General features: G+C 53.1%; 17 protein-coding genes and 1 pseudogene. 8 read left to right on the top strand and 10 right to left on the bottom strand.

Annotation, left to right across the window (positions count from 1 at the left end):
• The first annotated feature begins 33 nt into the window (after positions 1-33).
• The 7 genes and pseudogenes from AB4K05_RS07795 to AB4K05_RS07765 all read left to right on the top strand — a co-directional run.
• Complete coding sequence (locus AB4K05_RS07795) at positions 34-1191, top strand: CMD domain-containing protein (protein ID WP_368479418.1); 1158 nt, start codon at positions 34-36, stop codon at positions 1189-1191.
• Between the two features lie 81 nt (positions 1192-1272).
• Positions 1273-3207, top strand: a complete 1935-nt coding sequence (locus tag AB4K05_RS07790) for an exoribonuclease II (protein WP_368479417.1) — start codon at positions 1273-1275, stop codon at positions 3205-3207.
• 151 nt (positions 3208-3358) lie between these two features.
• Entirely contained in the window at positions 3359-5344 is a 1986-nt protein-coding gene (pdeR, locus tag AB4K05_RS07785; protein ID WP_368479416.1) for a cyclic di-GMP phosphodiesterase, read from the top strand.
• 81 nt (positions 5345-5425) lie between these two features.
• Positions 5426-5608, top strand: a complete 183-nt coding sequence (locus AB4K05_RS07780; protein ID WP_368479415.1) for a hypothetical protein — start codon at positions 5426-5428, stop codon at positions 5606-5608.
• 72 nt (positions 5609-5680) lie between these two features.
• Entirely contained in the window at positions 5681-6430 is a 750-nt protein-coding gene (locus tag AB4K05_RS07775; protein ID WP_368479414.1) for a DNA-binding transcriptional regulator YciT, read from the top strand.
• A 295-nt stretch (positions 6431-6725) separates the two neighbouring features.
• Complete coding sequence (gene osmB / locus AB4K05_RS07770; protein WP_368479413.1) at positions 6726-6944, top strand: osmotically-inducible lipoprotein OsmB; 219 nt, start codon at positions 6726-6728, stop codon at positions 6942-6944.
• Positions 6945-7010: 66 nt separating this feature from the next.
• Positions 7011-7091 (top strand): annotated as a pseudogene (locus tag AB4K05_RS07765) (hypothetical protein); the annotation flags it as partial.
• A 10-nt stretch (positions 7092-7101) separates the two neighbouring features.
• Here AB4K05_RS07765 and yciH read toward each other — a convergent pair.
• From yciH to pgpB, 5 genes are all read right to left on the bottom strand, one after another.
• On the bottom strand, positions 7102-7428 hold the full coding sequence (yciH, locus tag AB4K05_RS07760) for a stress response translation initiation inhibitor YciH (RefSeq protein WP_368479412.1): 327 nt from the start codon (positions 7426-7428) through the stop codon (positions 7102-7104).
• Entirely contained in the window at positions 7428-8162 is a 735-nt protein-coding gene (gene pyrF / locus AB4K05_RS07755) for an orotidine-5'-phosphate decarboxylase (RefSeq protein WP_368479411.1), read from the bottom strand. Before pyrF ends, yciH begins: the two co-directional genes overlap by 1 nt.
• 148 nt (positions 8163-8310) lie before the next feature.
• Positions 8311-9480, bottom strand: a complete 1170-nt coding sequence (gene lapB / locus AB4K05_RS07750; protein WP_368479410.1) for a lipopolysaccharide assembly protein LapB — start codon at positions 9478-9480, stop codon at positions 8311-8313.
• A gap of 6 nt (positions 9481-9486) precedes the next feature.
• Positions 9487-9795, bottom strand: a complete 309-nt coding sequence (locus AB4K05_RS07745; RefSeq protein WP_368479409.1) for a LapA family protein — start codon at positions 9793-9795, stop codon at positions 9487-9489.
• A gap of 163 nt (positions 9796-9958) precedes the next feature.
• Positions 9959-10690, bottom strand: coding sequence for a phosphatidylglycerophosphatase B (pgpB, locus tag AB4K05_RS07740; RefSeq protein WP_368479408.1), 732 nt, complete (start codon positions 10688-10690; stop codon positions 9959-9961).
• Between the two features lie 168 nt (positions 10691-10858).
• On the opposite strand from pgpB, the gene ribA reads away from it, so the two are divergent.
• Positions 10859-11449: a GTP cyclohydrolase II gene (ribA, locus tag AB4K05_RS07735; RefSeq protein ID WP_368479407.1), complete on the top strand. Its 591-nt coding sequence runs from the start codon at positions 10859-10861 to the stop codon at positions 11447-11449.
• 41 nt (positions 11450-11490) lie between these two features.
• On the opposite strand, the gene acnA is transcribed toward ribA, so the two are convergent.
• The 5 genes from acnA to topA all read right to left on the bottom strand — a co-directional run bounded on the left by acnA (position 11491) and on the right by topA (position 18748).
• Positions 11491-14166, bottom strand: a complete 2676-nt coding sequence (gene acnA, locus AB4K05_RS07730; protein ID WP_368479406.1) for an aconitate hydratase AcnA — start codon at positions 14164-14166, stop codon at positions 11491-11493.
• A 206-nt stretch (positions 14167-14372) separates the two neighbouring features.
• The gene (locus AB4K05_RS07725) at positions 14373-14540 is read right to left on the bottom strand and encodes a hypothetical protein (protein ID WP_368479405.1); all 168 of its coding nucleotides are present in this window, start codon (positions 14538-14540) and stop codon (positions 14373-14375) included.
• Positions 14541-14542: 2 nt separating this feature from the next.
• Positions 14543-14659 carry a YmiA family putative membrane protein gene (locus tag AB4K05_RS07720; RefSeq protein ID WP_368479404.1) on the bottom strand — a complete coding sequence of 39 codons (117 nt, stop codon included), beginning with the start codon at positions 14657-14659 and terminating at the stop codon, positions 14543-14545.
• 336 nt (positions 14660-14995) lie between these two features.
• Complete coding sequence (cysB, locus tag AB4K05_RS07715) at positions 14996-15970, bottom strand: HTH-type transcriptional regulator CysB (RefSeq protein ID WP_062774627.1); 975 nt, start codon at positions 15968-15970, stop codon at positions 14996-14998.
• Positions 15971-16150: 180 nt separating this feature from the next.
• The gene (gene topA, locus AB4K05_RS07710; RefSeq protein ID WP_368479403.1) at positions 16151-18748 is read right to left on the bottom strand and encodes a type I DNA topoisomerase; all 2598 of its coding nucleotides are present in this window, start codon (positions 18746-18748) and stop codon (positions 16151-16153) included.
• Positions 18749-19142 lie beyond the last annotated feature (394 nt).

Genomic DNA, 19142 nt, shown 5'->3' with positions numbered 1-19142 from the left:
GCTGGCTCGCCACTTTTATCTCAAGGAACACCCATGGAGCCACGCCACGTTTCCGGCAAAGACCACTGGTATCACGAAACTCAGTCGAGGACTCAACACAGCGATGTGATGCCGCTGGTTCCCGAAGCCGCGCACGTTGACGACCGATTTTTACTCGATCTGGCGCTTCCCGATGCCTTGTTTAACGCCAGCCAGCGGTGGCTCAGCGCAGCCCGCCTGCTGGCCGAAACGTTGTTTCCTAACGTCGTCACCACCAACCGGCTGCGTACTTTTAGCGCTTACGACCGTTTAAGCACCGCATTAACCGTGGCACAAGTCTCCGGCGTGCAGCGTCTGTGCAATCACTATGCGGCGCGTTTGGCACCGCTGCCTGGCCCGGACTCTTCGCGTGAAAGCAACCACCGTCTCGCGCAGATAACCCAATATGCCCGCCAGTTAGCAAGCTCTCCGTCGATTATCACGCCGCGCGCACGCCAGCAGTTAGATGCGGTGGGGCTCACGCAACACGATGTTATTTTGATTAACCAGGTCGTCGGTTTTGTCGGCTTTCAGGCGCGGGTGATTGCACTGTTTCAGGCTTATATGGGATTTCCGGTGCGCTGGATCCCAGGAATGCCGGTGCAAGAAGATGCCGATCCGGGACTGTTTCACGATGACTGTGCGCCGTGGCATACCGATTTGGCTAGCATAGAAGTCCATCAGGCCAATACACCGCAGGGTGAAGCATTGGCCCGTTGGCGGCATGTACCAGAGTTAGCCGCGCTTGCACCGGTGCTGGCGCAGGAAGAGATCGTACTTAATCGTCTGGGTGAACTCACTGATGCCTTGTCGTTTGCCCACCCATTGCTGCCACTGTCGTCACTCATCCCGGCACGAATTAACGGCAGCGCAAGCTGTTTCCATTACTACAGCTCGCAGTGGCAAGGCGCCAGCGGCCTGCCTGAGGCGATACGCAACGGCGAGCGTGCCATCCAAGCATGGTGTCACTATTATCCGTGCGAGCAAGCCGTAGCGCAGGCAACGCAGTTGCTCACCCGCGCCCCGGACCGCTTTAGCGCCGCCCAACTTAACCCACTCTTTGAACAAGGTCTCTCTATTCCGGATGCGATTACGCTGCTTGCCTGGAGCGCCTTAACAGGCTGGATGAACCGGCTGCGCATTGCGCTTGGCTGCGAGCAACAACTTACGTAAAAGGGTGAAACACCGCTTGCTGCGACCCATCGATTCGCGTAAAAATGTCAGCCGCTCTTTTGGCCACGAAAATAGAACATTATGCTTCAGGATAACCCGCTGCTTGCGCAGCTAAAACAGCAACTTCATTCCCAGACGCCGCGCGCGGAAGGGGTCGTAAAAGCCACGGACAAAGGTTTCGGTTTCCTCGAGGTTGACGCGCAAAAAAGCTACTTTATTTCACCGCCGCAGATGAAAAAAGTGATGCACGGCGACCGCATTATTGCCGTCATTCACGCTGATAAAGGTAAAGAGAGCGCCGAACCAGAAGAACTGGTTGAACCGTTCCTGACCCGCTTTGTGGGTAAAGTTCATCGTAAAGATGACCGCCTGTCGATCGTACCCGATCACCCGCTGTTAAAAGATGCCATACCTTGCCGAGCCGATCGCGATGTGGATCATGATTTCAAAGAGGGTGACTGGGCCGTTGCACAAATGCGCCGTCATCCGCTGAAGGGCGACCGCACTTTCTACGCCGAACTGACCAAGTTCATCACCTATGGCGATGACCACTTTGTGCCGTGGTGGGTAACTCTCGCCCGTCATAATCTAGAAAAAGAAGCACCAGACGGCGTCGCCACCGAGATGCTGGACGAAGGGCTTGAACGCCGCGACCTGACGGCGCTGGACTTCGTTACCATCGATAGCGCCAGCACCGAAGATATGGACGATGCGCTGTACGTTGAAGAAGGCTCTGATGGCAAGCTGCTGCTGACCGTCGCTATCGCCGACCCAACCGCTTGGATTGCTGAAGGCAGCAAACTTGATGACGCGGCGAAAATCCGTGCCTTCACCAACTACCTGCCAGGCTTCAATATTCCTATGCTGCCGCGTGAGCTGTCTGATGACCTTTGCTCTTTGCGCGCAAACGTCGTGCGTCCCGTTCTCGCCTGCCGCATGACGCTCGCCGCCGATGGCACCATCGAAGACAATATCGAATTCTTTGCCGCCAACATCGAGTCAAAAGCCAAGCTCGCCTATGACGACGTTTCCGGCTGGCTGGAAAACAGCGGCAGTTGGCAGCCACAAAATGACGCCATTGCACGCCAGATAACCCTGCTCTCCCGCGTTTGCCAGGCTCGCAGCGAATGGCGTAAAACCCACGCGCTGGTGTTTAAAGATCGCCCTGACTATCGTTTCGTGTTGGGTGAAAAGGGCGAAGTGCTGGATATCGTTGCTGAGCCTCGCCGCATTGCTAATCGCATTGTCGAAGAGTCGATGATTGCCGCTAACATCTGCGCGGCCCGCGTGCTGCGCGAGAAGCTTGGTTTTGGTATCTATAACGTCCACACGGGCTTTGCTCCTGATAATACCGAAGCGCTGGCCGCACTGCTGAAAACCCACGACGTCCACGTTGATCCGGTTGAGGTATTGAGCCTGGAAGGTTTCTGCAAACTGCGTCGCGAGCTGGATGCTCAGCCAACGGGCTTCCTCGATAGCCGTATTCGTCGCTTCCAGTCGTTTGCCGAAATCAGCATCGAACCTGGCCCGCACTTCGGTTTAGGTCTCGACGCCTACGCCACCTGGACTTCACCAATTCGTAAATACGGCGACATGGTTAACCATCGTCTGCTGAAAGCGATTATTAAAGGTGAAACCATCGCACGTCCACAGGATGAGATTACCGTGCAGATGGCTGAACGCCGTCGCCTGAACCGCATGGCCGAACGCGATGTGGCTGACTGGCTGTACGCTCGTTACCTCAATCCGCAGGCTGGCACCGAGACGCGCTTTGCGGCTGAAATTATCGACGTCAGCCGCGGCGGTATGCGCGTACGTCTGGTTGATAACGGTGCAGTCGCCTTTATCCCAGCACCGTTCCTGCATGCGGTACGTGACGAAATGGTCTGCAGCCAGGAAAGCGGTACCGTTCAGATCAAAGGCGAAGTGGCCTATAAAGTCACCGACGTTATTGATGTCACCATCGCGGAAGTCCGTATGGAGACTCGCAGCGTTATCGCCAGACCGGCGGCTTAATCTGCATTAAACGGCTCCTCAGGGGGCCGTTTTTTTACCTCCAGCACATCTACTCGCTTTTTTCCCTGCGAAATTCCAAAAAACGTTCACACTGAATACTTGGGCATGGGTATCCGGGCGCACTTGAACGTGGGTGTAGATAGGAGAAAAAATGACTAAGTCTTTGGCACAGAATCTTCTCGACCCCAATTCTGGTGATACCAGCCTCTATTGGCGACTGGCACGCGATAATCCCACCCTACACCTCAGCATCGATCCCGGCTCCAGCGCTGAGTTGACCGTCTCGTTGAGTGAAGAACATACCCGACGAATTCAGGCCATGACCGTCACCACTTCAAGCGTCGCAGTAAATATCCAGCTCAATGGCTACGACGTCCCCGTGCATCTGATTGGCCGTAAGGTCAGCGGTACCGAATGGGCCGGAACGGCCTCTTCCTGGTTTGATACCTCTTCCGTCGCCCGCGACCTATTGCAGGGATTGCTGTTCGCCGAGCAGGTGGTCTCAGAGGCTAATGCGGTGATTGTTATCCTCGACCGCGACGGCAAGATCCAGCGTTTCAACCGGCTATGTGAAGAGTACTCCGGTCTTAAAGAACAAGACGTCATCGGCAAAACCGCATTCGAACTGTTTATGACGGAAGCCGAAGCTGCCGCAGCTAGGGAGAACGTTAACCAGTTTTTTAGCCATTGCGGTCCCTATGAAGTGGAGCGTTGGATAAAAACGCGCAAGGGGCCGCGACTGTTTTTGTTTCGTAACCGCTTTGTGCACAGCGGCAGCGGCAAAAACGAGATCTTCCTTATTTGTTCAGGAACTGACATTACCGAAGAGCGCCGCGCCCAGGAACGCCTGCGCGTGCTGGCGAACACCGATACCATCACCGGCTTGCCGAACCGTCACGCGATAAACGAGCTTATCGGCGAGGCGCTTGATAAGCGCGGCCCTGAAGAACAAATTGGGCTGGTTTACTTCGATTTGGATAACTTTAAAAAGGTCAATGACGCTTACGGCCACGTTTTCGGCGATCAACTGCTACAGTCGGTTGCGCTGTCGATTTTAAGCTGCCTTGAGGAGCGTCAGACGCTAGCAAGGCTTGGCGGCGACGAGTTTATCGTGCTGGCGACCGACACCTCGCAGAGCGCGCTGGAGGCGATGGCTTCACGGGTGCTCACTCGTCTACGCGATCCATTACGTATTGGCTTAATTGAGGTCTACACCTGCTGTTCTCTGGGGATCTCCATCGCCCCACAGCACGGGCTGGATCGCGAGAGCTTAATTCGCAATGCCGATACCGCTATGTACACCGCAAAGGAGAATGGACGTGGTCGTTTTAGCGTCTTTTCACCCGAAATGAATCAGCGCGTCTTTGAGTATTTATGGCTTGATACCAATTTACGCAAAGCGCTGCAAAGCGATCAACTGCTCATTCACTATCAGCCCAAGGTAGCGCTGGATGGTCAGGTCTACAGTCTGGAAGCGCTGGTACGCTGGAATTCACCGGAGCGCGGATTAATTCCACCGATGGACTTTATCTCCTATGCTGAAGAGTCCGGCCTGATTGTGCCGCTGGGGCGCTGGGTGATGCTGGATGCCATCCGCCAAGTCGCGCTGTGGCGCGATAAGGGAATTAATCTGCGGGTTGCGGTCAATGTTTCTGCACGACAACTGGTCGACCAGTCGATTTTTAGCGATCTTAAGCAGGCGCTGAAAGCGCAAAATTTTGACCAGTGCCCCATCGACATTGAGCTGACAGAAACCTGCCTAATCAATAACGCCGAACAGGCGCTGGAGGTGATTGGGCAGTTTCATTCACTGGGGGCGCAAATTCATCTCGATGATTTCGGCACCGGCTATTCGTCGTTGTCCCAACTGGCCCGTTTTCCTATCGATACGCTGAAGCTTGACCACAGTTTTGTCCAGCATGTTCACTGTCAATCCGTTTCACAGTCGCTGGTGCTGGCGATCATTGCCGTTGCCAGAGCGCTCAATTTGCGCATTATTGCCGAAGGGGTTGAGAACCCTGACGATGATATCTTTTTAACCCAAAATGGCGTCGACGAGCGACAAGGGTACCTTTTCGCCCGTCCCATGCCTGCCGCCGAACTGGAGAAGTGGCTCAAGGCGCGCTACGGGTTATAAGGTAAGCTATTTTTTCACTTCTCTTTTGGCGGTAAATTTTGCATCATTGATTTCAATCGAATTTATCAACAGGATCCCACTATGACTGAGCTCGATGCGCGTCAGCTAGCCCAACGAATTGATACCGTACTTGATATTCTGGTTGGCGGCGATACCCATTCTGCTATCAATAATCTGGAAATATTAAAAGCAGAATTATTGGCGCACGCTGCAGACGAACGCGACAACCGATCAGGTCAGCCAAAATCCCCGTGGGAAATCTGACACCATTCGCCCTGCGACCGACGATGAACTTGATAACCATCGCTATCGCACAGAGACATTGATGCATTGATTATGAATTCCCGACAGCAAACCATTTTACAGCTGGTCATCGATAAGGGCCGGATGAGCGTCACCGACTTGGCGAAAATGACCGGTGTTTCAGAGGTGACCATCCGTCAGGATCTGAACCTGCTGGAAAAGCAGAGCTATCTGCGCCGCACCCACGGTTTCGCCGTCCCGCTCGATAGCGAAGACGTTGAAACCCGTATGATGAATAATTTTTCCCTTAAGCGTGAACTGGCAGTATTTGCCGCATCGCTGGTGCGGCCGGGTGAAACGGTATTTATCGAAAACGGCAGTAGCAATGCCCTGCTAGCACGCGAGCTGGCTACCCAGCCGAATATTACGATTATTACCGTCAGCAGCTATATCGCCCATCTGCTAAAAGAGACGCCGGGGGAAGTGATCCTGCTTGGTGGTATTTATCAGAAAAAAAGCGAAAGTATGGTGGGTCCCCTTACCCGCCAATATATTCAGCAGGTGCATTTCAGCAAAGCATTTATCGGCATCGACGGCTGGCAGCCTGAGACGGGCTTTACCGGGCGCGACATGATGCGTGCGGATATCGTCAACGCGGTGCTGGAAAAAGGCAGTGAAGCGATTGTTCTCACCGACAGTTCGAAATTTGGGGCGATTCATCCTTACCCACTGGGGCCAATGAACCAGTTTAATCGCGTCATTACCGATGACCATCTGTCCACGGAAAAACAGCTACAGCTTGAGCAGTCCGGCCTGACCGTGAATATCGTCAAACGCCCGTAACGCTTGCCACCCGATGCTCGCCAGCATCGGGTTTTCTTGCCTCAATCCCGCCAATAACCCGCCTCGCTATGAGACTTTTCCGACCCCGCAATTAAGAGTTTTTACCTGTCAGCTACATCACAAAACCGTAAAATTAATGTTAGCGATATAACAGGAAGTAACTATCACTTGCGTAACTTTCAGCAATCCGTTTACAACCTGCGCAACAAGTTTCACGGTCAATGCTCTGAGTAATTTTGGCAGTTGCTATAATAAAAGGGCTTCTTCCGTGAATAGAATATTCAGGAGAAATAAAATGATTTCAATTAACAAAAAAATGACTGCTGCTGTGTTGGCCGTAACGCTGGTCATGTCGCTGAGCGCATGTTCGAATTGGTCCAAACGTGACCGTAACACCGCGCTGGGTGCTGGTGCAGGCGCTATCGGTGGTGCCGTACTAACTGACGGTAGCGCGCTCGGTACGCTGGGTGGCGCGGCGGTAGGTGGGATTATCGGCCACCAGGTCGGCAAATAATCCGCACAGAAATTATCAGGGCTCCGAGGAAAATCGGGGCCCTTTTTATTTGTCGGTTCGGTAGATGTGCCTGATGGCGCTGCGCTTATCAGGCCTACTCGCGCTCGGACACGTAGGCCGGATAAGGCGTTTACGCCGCCATCCGGCAATGCGCGCCTTAACCGCCGGCCAGCTTCACCTTCATCCCTTTGGCTTCGAGCAGTGTTTTTAACAGGTCGCGCTTATCGCCCTGGATCTCAATCACACCGTCCTTCAGTGCACCGCCGCAGCCGCATTTCTTTTTCAGCTCAGCCGCCAGCTTTACCAGCGCATCATCGTCAAGATCGATACCGGTGATCAGACACACGCCCTTCCCTTTACGCCCGCTGGTCTGGCGCGAAATTCGCACCACGCCGTCACCTTTTGGACCTGCAGTTACCGCTTTGGGCTCATCAATACGCCCGCTTTCGGTTGAGTAAACCAAACGGCTATTGCTGTCGTTCATTACGCCCCCAAGTTCAACGATGCGTTAATGTCACGCAGGGTCTGCGCGGGATCGGCGGACTGCGTCACCGGGCGTCCGATAACCATGTAGTCAACGCCCGACGTTTTCGCCTGCTCTGGGGTCATAATGCGACGCTGATCGCCCGCATCGCTGCCCGCAGGACGGATCCCCGGAGTAATCAGTTTAAACGCCTGACCTAATTCCTGCTTGAAGCGCACCGCTTCCTGAGCCGAGCATACGACGCCATCCAAACCGCAGTTTTTCGTAAGCATAGCCAGTTTCGCCGCATAGTCAGCCGGTGATAGCGCAATGCCTAAATCCAGCAAGTCGCTGGATTCCATGCTGGTCAACACCGTCACCGCAATCAGTAACGGCGCATCTTTGCCAAAAGGTGCCAGCGCTTCACGCGCAGCGGTCATCATTCTTGCTCCGCCGGAAGCGTGGACGTTGACCATCCAAACCCCGAGATCCGCCGCCGCTGCTACCGCATGCGCCGTGGTATTTGGGATATCGTGGAATTTCAGATCCAGGAAGATATCAAAACCGCGCTGCTGTAAATCACGCACCAGCTGTGGGCCGAACAGCGTAAACATCTCTTTGCCAACTTTCAGGCGGCAGTCGCGTGGATCGATACGGTCAACAAAGGCCAGCGCCTTATCGCGATTATCATAGTCGAGAGCAACAACAACAGGAGAGGATGTAACGACACGGGAAGAAGATGAAGCAACGGACATGACTGGACCTTCTTATTGATGGGCACGCGGGGTGCGGAAAAGGTAAACGGGCAGCATTCTACCTGCACGACCCAGCACGCACAATGCCGGCGTCCCGCGCTGGGGGGGAAATTAGAGTATCTTGTCTCAAAGCAGGCTTTTTTTGACGTTACTGGCCGTCTAGCCCACGAATAGGTTTAATCGTCGACCATGCCCGACAGGACGGGCAGTGCCAATACAGCGTGTAGGCGGTAAAACCACACTTCTGACAACGATAGCGGGGTTTACTGCGTACCTGTTCACCAACCATGTCACGCAGCACCATTAAACTCTCTTTGGCGCGCCCTTCTTCCGCCTCGTTGAGGTGGTAATCCATCAATTTATGGAAGACACGCATCGTCGGGTGACGCTGCAGCTGACGTGTAACATAGGTCTGAGCCACTTCACTGCCTTTACCCTGCTCAACCACCTGAGCCAGCATCAGTTCAGCAGTCGCTCCGGTATTTTCTTCCACGCAACGCTGTAAGAAATGTTCCCACTCGCTGTTTTTACCCAATTGGTGATAGCAGGTTTGCAGCATCTCCAGGGTTTCACTGACCAGCTCTTTATCCTGTTCGATGACTCGCAGCAGGCTATCCATCGCTTTGGTGTAATCGCCCTTCGCTATCCACGCACGCCCCATCATGATGGAAACACGCGCGCTTGACGGATCGGCCGATGCGCCACGCTTGAGCAACGAAATGGCTTTGTCCAGTTCGTCATTGCCCATCTGTTGCAGCGCCAGCTCGCACCAGAAATGGGCAATTTCGCCGCGGTGTTTGTCTTTGCCAAGCTTGACCAAACGTTCAGCGGTATCAATCGCTTTTTGCCAATCGCTGGTCGACTGATAGATTTGCAGCAGCTGCTGCAAAGCGCTTATGCGGAAGTCGGTTTCATCAACCAACTGATTGAACATGTCCTCGGCGCGATCGTACATCCCTGCCGCCATGTAATCGCGGCCAAGCTGTTGGACTGCCAGCAGGCGCTGGTCATAGGTCAGAGAGGCGCTTTCCATCAGGGTTTGGTGGATGCGGATAGCACGGTCAACCTCGCCGCGAGAGCGGAACAGGTTGCCCAGTGTCAGGTGCGCTTCGACGGTGCCGGTGTCCTCTTTGAGCATATCGAGGAACAGGTCAACCGCTTTATCCTGCTGGTTGCTTAAAAGAAAGTTAACCCCTGCCACGTAGTCACGCGACAGGCGGTTCGCTTCGTCCTGTTTGGACTGTTGTGCACTTCTGCGCCCCATATACCAACCATACGCGGCGGCGACGGGTAAAAGCAGAAACAACAACTCCAGCATAGCTAATTATTCCTTCGCCATCGGGGTCGCCGGGGTTTCCGGTGTGACCGTATCTGGCGCAATCTGCTGCTCCAGTCTTTTAATCTTACGTTCGGCCCGCATCAGTGAGACGCGCACGCGTAACCAGAACAGGCCACAGACCAACCAGCCAATAGCAAACCCCACGGCAAACAGCACCGCCAGCAAGGTCGAAATTCGAAATTCACCCTGCGCCAGCAAATAGTTGAAGGTCACAAGCTGATCGTTTTGCGCCCCCAGCGTCACGGAGATGACGAAGATCGCTAACACTAATAAGAAAATGAGTAGGTATTTCACATTACTTCCCGTTATGCGGCTTCTGCAGTGTATACACAGCACCCAGCCTTATAAAATAACATCTTCACCGCGACGACGAAATGGAAAACCGTGCCGTAGGACAAGGATCTGAGGGTAACTGCGATGAAAATCAACCCTTTCCTCTTTTCCCGCCGTCGCGCCCTCAATTATATGTCTCTTTTTCCGGCAATCCGGCGAAACGTTGGGCCAACCAGCACGCCAGCGTCGCCAATAGCCATGACATGACCGTTGCCACCATTAAATCCAACGGCCAGTGCATGCCTAACAGCAGACGGCTTGCCATCACACCGATTGCCCATGCCATTGCCAACGCCAGTCCCAGCGCATGGCGTCGTGACCATAGCAATCCCACCAGCAGCAATGCCCACGTGGCAGCAAACATTGTGTGGCCCGATGGGAAGGCATATCCGGTTTCCTTTTGCCAATGATGACGTAAAAAACCCGGGATTTCATTTTGTTGCGCCAACTGTTCTTTCACCAGCGCACTGCGCTCTTTACGCTTTAAAGTGTAGAACTGCGCTACCGGAATTTGCTGTGTTTTTTCAAGCCACAGTACAAACGGCCTCGGTTCCTGCACCCGTTCCTTAACCAGCGATTTCGCCCCTTGTCCCAACAGCACCGTAGCACTGAGAATGGTAATCAAAATCACTGTTCCACGAATATTTGGCTTGAGTCGCCATAAAACCACAGCACATAGCACCAGATGGGTGATGATTCCCCACGGTTGCGTTACGGTTTCGGTAATTGCGTATAGCGTATGCAGGCCCCATCCGCTCGGTGCGGGAAGCCACTGCCATCCGGTCAACCAGACGGCAAACGGCATAAGTAATAGTATGGCGGCGGCGAGTGTCGTGCGTCCGGCAATAGCGCGCATTTCTGTTCCTTTTTCCATCAATGTCACAACGTTAGCGAAAAATAACATGTCAAAATTGTGCGCTTTAACGGCGGTTGCCCGCGCACCATTAGGTGAAGTAAAGCACGTTGTGGCAAAATAAGGCAAAAGAGAAGGCGTCGCTGGCGCTGAGATAATCTGGAGAATCACATGCAGCTTAAACGTGTGGCAGAAGCCAAACTGCCAACCCCTTGGGGCGATTTCCTGATGGTGGGTTTTGAAGAACTGGCAACCGGGCACGATCACGTAGCGCTGGTTTTTGGTGATATTACTGGGCAAACACCCGTGCTGTCGCGGGTTCATTCTGAGTGTCTGACCGGCGATGCGCTGTTTAGTCTGCGCTGTGATTGTGGTTTCCAACTTGAAGCTGCGCTGTCGCACATTGCGGAAGAAGGCCGCGGTATCCTGCTGTACCACCGTCAGGAAGGTCGTAATATCGGCCTGCTGAATAAAATTCGCGCCTATGCGCTGCAGGATCAGGGCTACGATACCGTCGAAGCCAACCACCAACTGGGCTTTGCCGCCGACGAACGTGACTTCACCCTGTGTGCTGATATGTTCAAGCTGCTGGGCGTGGACGCCGTGCGTCTGCTGACCAACAACCCGAAAAAGGTCGAAATCCTCAGCGAAGCGGGGATCAACATTGTTGAACGCGTGCCTTTGATCGTGGGGCGTAATCCCAAAAATGCCCACTATCTTGATACCAAAGCGGAAAAGATGGGGCATCTGCTCAAGCAATAACCGTTGATTTTGGGGCCGATTATCTATCGGCCCCATTGTTTTTAAGCCAGCATATTTCGAATGACGTAGTGCAGTATGCCGTCGTTTTGGTAGTAGGTAAGCTCTGTCGCAGTATCAATGCGGCAACGACAGGCCAGCGTCTGCTGCTGACCATCCGGACGCGTCAGTAATACCGAAATTGTCGCTCCCGGCTGCAATTGATTAAGTCCCGTAATATCTATCCGTTCCTCCCCGGTGAGATTCAGCGTTTTGCGCGTTTCACCCGGCGCAAACTCCAGCGGCAAAATCCCCATACCAATCAGGTTCGAGCGGTGGATACGTTCAAAGGATTCGGCGATAACCACCCGTACACCGAGTAAACGCGGTCCTTTCGCTGCCCAGTCGCGGCTGGAACCAGAACCGTATTCCTTACCGGCAATCACCGCCAGCGGCGTCCCCTGCTCCTGATACCGCATAGCCGCGTCATAAATCGACATCACGTCATTTCCCGGCAACAGACGCGTCATTCCCCCCTCTACGCCGGGGACCATTTCGTTACGAATACGAATGTTGGCAAACGTCCCGCGCATCATCACCAAGTGGTTACCGCGACGAGAACCGTAGGAGTTGAAGTCACGGTTGGCAACACCGTTTTCCTGAAGGTAACGTCCGGCGGGGCTATCCGCTTTGATACTGCCCGCCGGTGAGATATGGTCGGTAGTGACCGAATCGCCCAGCATCGCCAGCACCCTAGCGCCGTGAATATCCTGCACCGGATCGGGGGTGACGCCCATTTCGTCAAAGAACGGCGACAGACGAATATAGGTCGAATCCTCCTGCCAGCCATAGGTATCCGAAGCCGGTACGCTAATCGACTTCCACTCCGGTGTACCGGCAAACACTTCGGCATATTCCTTATGGAACATTTCCGTAGAAACCTGCTGTACCGCTTGCGCGATCTCTTCGCTGCTCGGCCAGATATCTTTCAGGAAAACCGGCGCACCTTGAGCGTCGACACCCAACGGTTCGTGGATTAGGTTGAGCTTCATATTGCCCGCCAACGCATACGCAACCACCAGCGGCGGTGAAGCCAGCCAGTTAGTTTTCACCAGCGGATGAATACGGCCCTCAAAGTTACGGTTGCCGGAAAGCACCGCCCCGACCGTCAGATCACCTTGTTTGATGGCAGCTTCAATCGGTTCGAGCAGCGGACCGGAGTTACCGATACAGGTTGTGCAACCATATCCCACAAGGTTAAAGCCGAGATTATCAAGGTACGGCGTGAGTCCAGCATGTGCCAGATAGTCGGATACCACCTTAGAACCTGGGGCCAGTGACGCCTTGACCCACGGTTTTGGCAGCAGGCCGCGCTTCACAGCATTTTTGGCCAGCAGCCCGGCGGCCATCAGCACGTTAGGATTCGAGGTATTGGTACATGACGTGATGGCGGCAATCACCACGGCCCCTTCAGGCAGCGCATGGGTCTGGCCGTTTAGCGTAAAATCGACCGACGGTTTAACTGCATCAGCAACATTGACCTCAAGCTCGGTGGCGGCATTAAATGCCTGCGGCACGTTGCCAAGCGCCACGCGATCCTGTGGCCGTTTCGGGCCAGCAAGGCTGGCCTCAACATCGGCCATATCCAAGGCTAAGCTATCGGTGAATACTGGTTCATCCCCTAGATTGCGCCACATCCCCTGCGCTTTCGCGTAGGCCTCCACCAAGGCAACTTGTTCATCACTGCGTCCGCTAAGGCGCATGTAGGAAAGCGTGACATCATCAAGCGGGAAGAAGCCACAGGTTGCGCCATATTCCGGCGCCATATTGGCGATGGTTGCCCTATCGGCTAACGGTAATGAATCCAGACCATCACCGTAAAATTCAACAAATTTGCCCACCACGCCCAGCTTGCGTAGCATCTGTGTGACCGTCAGCACTAGGTCGGTAGCGGTGATCCCTTCGCGGAGTTTGCCGGTCAGTTTGAAACCGACCACATCCGGAATCAGCATTGAAACGGGCTGGCCTAACATTGCCGCCTCAGCCTCAATCCCGCCTACGCCCCAACCCAATACGCCGAGGCCGTTAATCATGGTGGTATGCGAGTCGGTACCGACCAGCGTGTCAGGATAGGCAACCCACTCATCGCCCTGTTGTTCGCTCCAGACCGCTTTACCGAGATATTCCAAGTTAACCTGATGACAAATCCCGGTGCCCGGCGGCACCACGCGGAACTGGCTAAACGCCTGCTGGCCCCAGCGTAAGAAGGTATAGCGTTCATGGTTACGCGACATCTCCAGACGGACGTTTTCGTCAAAGGCGTCATCATCGCCAAAGCGGTCTACGGTCACCGAGTGGTCAATCACCAGATCGACCGGCGAGAGCGGGTTAACCTTTCGGGTATCGCCCCCCAAACGCTTCACCGCCTCACGCATGGCGGCAAGATCGACCACTGCCGGTACGCCGGTGAAATCCTGCATCAGGACACGGGCCGGACGATAGGCTATTTCCCGGTCAGCGTGGGCGCTTTTCAACCAGCCGGCTAATGCCTGAATGTCGTCGGCGGTGACCGAATCGCCATCCTGCCAGCGAAGCAGGTTTTCGAGCAGAACTTTAAGGGATTTAGGCAGGCGGGAGAGATTTCCCAAGGTATTGGCGGCCAGCGCCAGACTGTAGTAATGGTAAGTTTTATTATCGACCTGGAGCGTATCCTTGCAGGTCTCTCGTAGTGTTAACGACATAGCTCCTCCTTAAATAGCGGGTAGTGCGACTCTCCTTAGGGGATATATAAAAGATAACACACCCAGCGGATATCACCGGGAAAAGGCTCAGATTGATAAATACGATCAACGGGTTAATAGAACTAGCAACCGTATGGAATTAGTAGCAGAGAAAGGAATTATTACGTAGAGGTACGGGAGATGAAAGGCGAATAATAACCCTGAGCTTATTGCTTTTTATTCTCATTTTGATTGAACAAATCAATAAAATCCTTTTGTTCAGGCGTCAATTTCCACTCATCAGGAACATCGACTTTATTATTTTTTTCGGCGGGCGGTTTCTTTGCCGCAGGGGCATGCGGTTTCACAGGTTTGACACGTTCGGACGTCAGCATACTCAGCCCCAGAATTTCCAGACCAAGAAGGCAATAGCGACCCAAAACAGCGCGGAACCCAGGAAAACACTCAACCATGCTTTGCGTTTCACGCCAGAGCCTTTATTTTCTACTGCCATGACGCCTCTCTCACAATCGATATTACTTATCATTTTCACACCAATTAATTGTTACAACTTATCATCACTGAGATAAATCCTAAGTAAATTTTAAGCAAAAATCCAGTGATTTTACGAATCCTGTGAAGAGATTTATTTATTCTTTTGACGCCAAATAGATATTTGAGCAGATAAGTTTGCCTAACGTTAAATTTATTTCTACTTTTGCGGCAATGTTGCCAATAGAAACAATTCTTAATCAATAATTCCGTACAAATGAAGGGATTAATGGCGGGAGATACGGCAGGAAATAACAGATTTTCCGCCTCCGTTGTCAGAGGCGGATATGCGCTAGGATTATTTTTCTGGCAGCTTAATATCGTTAAACATCGCTTCAATGTCTTCGTTGGAACGCAGTGCTACTGCCGTATCAACCACATCGCGGGTTAAATGTGGGGCAAAACGCTGAATGAAATCATACATGTAACTGCGCAGGAAGGTGCTGCGGCGGAAACCAATTTTGGTGGTGCTGTGGCTGAAGATACCTTCCGCATCCAGCTTCACCAGATCCGGATCGGATACCGGATCGACCGCCATGCTGGCAATAACCCCGACCCCTAGCCCCAAACGCACGTAGGTTTTAATCACGTCTGCATCAGTCGCGGTAAAGACAATGCGCGGAGTGAGGCCTGCGCGATTAAACGCGGTATCGAGTTCTGAGCGGCCGGTGAAACCAAAGGTATAAGTGACCAGCGGGTACTGCGCCAGTTCCTCAATCGTCACCGAGGTTTTTGATGCTAGCGGATGCTCCGGCGTCACCACGATAGAGCGGTTCCAGTGGTAGCACGGCAGCATCACCAGGTCGTCATACAGATGCAGCGCTTCCGTGGCAATGGCAAAGTCGGCGTTCCCCTTCGATACCGCTTCCGCAATTTGCGTAGGCGAGCCCTGATGCATATGCAAAGAGACGCGCGGATAGCGTTCTATAAACCCCTTGATGACACCCGGCAGCGCGTAGCGTGCCTGAGTGTGGGTTGTCGCCACGTACAGGGAGCCTTTATCCGGCCATGTGTGTTCGCCAGCCACCGACTTAATGGCGTCGACTTTTGATAGCACCTCGCGGGCAATACGAATGATTTCTTGGCCTGCTGGCGTCACCTGCGTCAGGTGTTTACCGCTACGGGCAAAAATCTGGATACCCAGCTCATCCTCCAGCATCCTGACCTGCTTACTGATGCCGGGCTGCGAGGTGTATAACCCTTCAGCGGTTGAGGAAACATTGAGGTTATGGTTAACCACCTCAACGATATAGCGAAGCTGCTGTAATTTCATGCGCTTGTATCCAATCTGCACTCGGGGAAGGGTTATAAAGACGATTTATGCATAAGAAATGCATTTTCTATAACCACTATATCATTAATAGCAAGTGTGTATAGATGGAAACAAAAAATAATAATGAGGTTATAAAAAAGGGCCGCAATGCGGCCCTTTGTCAACGTTATGCTGCCAACTTTACTTTTTGGCTTCAACCCATTTACCGTCAACGAAGAACGCTGACCAGCCTGTTGCTTTCCCATCTTTCTCAGAGGAAGCATACTGCTGTTTGGTTTTACGGCTAAAGCGAATCATCGTCTTGTTGCCCGCAGGGTCCTGCTGTGGCGCATCGGCCAAGTAACGCAGTTTCTCCGGCAGACGGTCGCGGAAGCGGAACAGCTCTTCCACCAGCGGCGCACGCGTTTCACGCGATTTCGGGAAGGTGTTAGCAGCAAGGAAGACCCCAGCGGCACCATCACGCAGCACGAAATAAGCGTCTGACTTCTCGCAAGGCAACTCCGGTAATGGCACCGGATCTTCTTTCGGCGGCGCAACTTCACCGCTACGCAGAATCTTACGCGTGTTTTTACATTCGTCGTTGGTACAAGCCATGTACTTGCCAAAACGTCCCATTCTCAGGTGCATTTCGGAGCCACATTTTTCACACTCAACAATCGGGCCGTCATAGCCCTTAATGCGGAATTCGCCCTCTTCGATTTCGTAGCCATCGCAGGTCGGGTTATTACCACAGACATGCAGTTTACGCTTCGGATCGATAAGATAGCTGTCCATCGCCGTGCCGCATTTCTGGCAGCGACGTTTGGCACGCAGCGCGTTGGTTTCCGCGTCGTCACCTTCCAGCACATTCAGAACTTCGTTTTCCGGCACCAGGTTAATGGTGGTTTTGCAGCGTTCTTTTGGCGACAGTGCATAACCGGAGCAGCCGAGGAACACGCCGGTACTGGCGGTACGAATACCCATTTTGCGGCCGCAGGTCGGACAGTCGATGCTGGTCAGCACCATCTCGTTCGGCTGCATGCCGCCCTCTTCCGGCGGTTTCTCCGCAGTTTCTAGCTGCTTGGTGAAATCACCAAAGAACAGGTCCAGAACCTGCTTCCATTCAGCCTCGTGGTTAGCCACGCGGTCGAGATGGTCTTCCATCTGCGCGGTGAAATCGTAGTTCATCAACTCGCGGAAGTTCGCTTCCAGACGATCGGTGACAATTTCACCCATTTTTTCCGCGTAGAAACGGCGGTTTTCAGTGCGCACATAGCCACGGTCTTGAATGGTCGAGATGATTGACGCATAGGTCGAAGGACGACCGATTCCGCGTTTTTCCAGCTCTTTAACCAAAGAGGCTTCGCTAAAGCGCGCTGGCGGCTTGGTGAAGTGCTGTGCTGGCATCAATTCAACCAGGGTCAAACTATCGCCCTGTTGAACGACTGGCAGCACACGGTCTTCATCGCCTTTACGCAGCGCAGGCATCACTTTCGTCCAACCGTCAAAGCGCAGGGTACGCCCACGCGCTTTGAGTTTGAATTCACCCGCTTTCACGGTAAGCGTAGTGGAATCATATTGTGCAGGCGTCATCTGACAGGCGACAAACTGGCGCCAGATCAGCTGATACAGTTTCTGCGCATCGGCTTCCATGTCTTTGAGCGTTTCAGCAACAACGTTCACGTCAGAAGGACGAATCGCTTCGTGCGCTTCCTGCGAGTTCTCTTTGCTGGTGTACTGATTGGCGTTTTCCGGCAGATATTTTTTACCGAAATTGTCGCCAATGTAGTCGCGAACCATGCTGACCGCATCCTGACTCAGGTTAGTAGAGTCGGTACGCATATAGGTGATGTAACCCGCTTCGTACAGACGCTGTGCCATCATCATGGTTTTCTTCACCCCGAAGCCCAGACGCGTACTGGCCGCCTGCTGCAGAGTGGAGGTAATAAATGGTGCACCCGGTTTGCTGCTGGTCGGCTTGTCTTCACGTTCTAGGACGCTGTAACCCGCTTTTTCAAGCAGGCTAACCGCCGCCATCGTTTCATCACGGTTTACCGGACGGAACGGTTTATCGGCTTTATGGGTGACCTGCAACGCCAGCGTATCGCCACTAGGCGTGGTCGTGGTCGCGTCCACTTCCCAGAACTCTTCCGGAACGAACGCTTTAATTTCACGCTCACGTTCAACGACCAGACGCACCGCGACGGATTGAACACGACCGGCGGATAATCCACGGGCGATCTTCTTCCACAAAAGCGGAGAGACCATGTAACCCACCACGCGGTCCATAAAACGGCGCGCCTGTTGGGCGTTAACACGGTCAATATTCAGTTCACCAGGCTTTTCAAAAGCCTGACGAATCGCATTTTTTGTAATTTCGTTAAACACCACGCGGCTATAGCGTGATTCATCTCCACCGATAACTTCCCGCAGGTGCCATGCAATGGCTTCCCCTTCGCGGTCAAGGTCAGTTGCGAGATAAATGTGGTCGGCTTTTTCCGCCAACTGTTTGAGTTCCGAAACAACCTTTTCCTTACCCGGCAGCACTTCGTAATGTGCAGCCCAGTCATGCCATGGGTCAACGCCCATGCGATTAACCAGCGCGCCTCGTTCATCCTTTTTAGGCTTTTTGGCCGTTTTGGTGGAGGTAGAGTCAGCGCTCTTTTTGGCGGCTGAGCCACTGGTCGGCAAATCGCGGATGTGACCGACGCTGGACTTAACCACGTAGTCATTACCCAGATACTTATTGATCGTTTTGGCTTTTGCCGGGGACTCAACGATAACGAGAGCTTTACCCATAATCACCTTACCTAATTTGATTCTTCCAGGAATACATCGCACATGTTCCACATTCCACTGGCGACAAGCCTTGTATGTTGCGGCAACGCCAAAGGATATCAACCCTTTACTGACCCGTATTTGATACAAGAAGCCAGGTGGCTGAGTTTACAGACTTTTTTTAGTCAGACATTGTAGCACGAAGAATATTTGGTCGAATGTCAAGCAAATCTGTTGCCAGATCGCCGAAAACGTCACACTGTACCTGATAAAATTCGTTACGCAACTTTATTAGCATGCAATCACCCATCATGCCAACTCTGAGGTAAAATCTATCTCCCTAGTAAACGTCGGGAAAATTTGCCCGAAATCAACACCCGGCGTAAACTAGCGCAGCAAATTTGAGGAGTTGAAT

Origin of the sequence: Kluyvera sp. STS39-E (genome assembly GCF_040932435.1) — a bacterium.
Classification (GTDB): domain Bacteria; phylum Pseudomonadota; class Gammaproteobacteria; order Enterobacterales; family Enterobacteriaceae; genus Kluyvera.
The sequence above is the reverse complement of the archived record's forward strand: the minus strand, read 5'-3'. Positions and strand labels throughout refer to the sequence as shown.

Bases quoted from the DNA above. Each gene is read 5' to 3' on its own strand.
- AB4K05_RS07795 (WP_368479418.1), top strand. From the start codon at position 34: ATGGAGCCACGCCACGTTTCCGGCAAAGACCACTGGTATCACGAAACT.
- AB4K05_RS07790 (WP_368479417.1), top strand. From the start codon at position 1,273: ATGCTTCAGGATAACCCGCTGCTTGCGCAGCTAAAACAGCAACTTCAT.
- pdeR (WP_368479416.1), top strand. From the start codon at position 3,359: ATGACTAAGTCTTTGGCACAGAATCTTCTCGACCCCAATTCTGGTGAT.
- AB4K05_RS07780 (WP_368479415.1), top strand. From the start codon at position 5,426: ATGACTGAGCTCGATGCGCGTCAGCTAGCCCAACGAATTGATACCGTA.
- AB4K05_RS07775 (WP_368479414.1), top strand. From the start codon at position 5,681: ATGAATTCCCGACAGCAAACCATTTTACAGCTGGTCATCGATAAGGGC.
- osmB (WP_368479413.1), top strand. From the start codon at position 6,726: ATGATTTCAATTAACAAAAAAATGACTGCTGCTGTGTTGGCCGTAACG.
- yciH (WP_368479412.1), bottom strand. From the start codon at position 7,428: ATGAACGACAGCAATAGCCGTTTGGTTTACTCAACCGAAAGCGGGCGT.
- pyrF (WP_368479411.1), bottom strand. From the start codon at position 8,162: ATGTCCGTTGCTTCATCTTCTTCCCGTGTCGTTACATCCTCTCCTGTT.
- lapB (WP_368479410.1), bottom strand. From the start codon at position 9,480: ATGCTGGAGTTGTTGTTTCTGCTTTTACCCGTCGCCGCCGCGTATGGT.
- pgpB (WP_368479408.1), bottom strand. From the start codon at position 10,690: ATGCGCGCTATTGCCGGACGCACGACACTCGCCGCCGCCATACTATTA.
- ribA (WP_368479407.1), top strand. From the start codon at position 10,859: ATGCAGCTTAAACGTGTGGCAGAAGCCAAACTGCCAACCCCTTGGGGC.
- acnA (WP_368479406.1), bottom strand. From the start codon at position 14,166: ATGTCGTTAACACTACGAGAGACCTGCAAGGATACGCTCCAGGTCGAT.
- AB4K05_RS07725 (WP_368479405.1), bottom strand. From the start codon at position 14,540: ATGCTGACGTCCGAACGTGTCAAACCTGTGAAACCGCATGCCCCTGCG.
- AB4K05_RS07720 (WP_368479404.1), bottom strand. From the start codon at position 14,659: ATGGCAGTAGAAAATAAAGGCTCTGGCGTGAAACGCAAAGCATGGTTG.
- cysB (WP_062774627.1), bottom strand. From the start codon at position 15,970: ATGAAATTACAGCAGCTTCGCTATATCGTTGAGGTGGTTAACCATAAC.
- topA (WP_368479403.1), bottom strand. From the start codon at position 18,748: ATGGGTAAAGCTCTCGTTATCGTTGAGTCCCCGGCAAAAGCCAAAACG.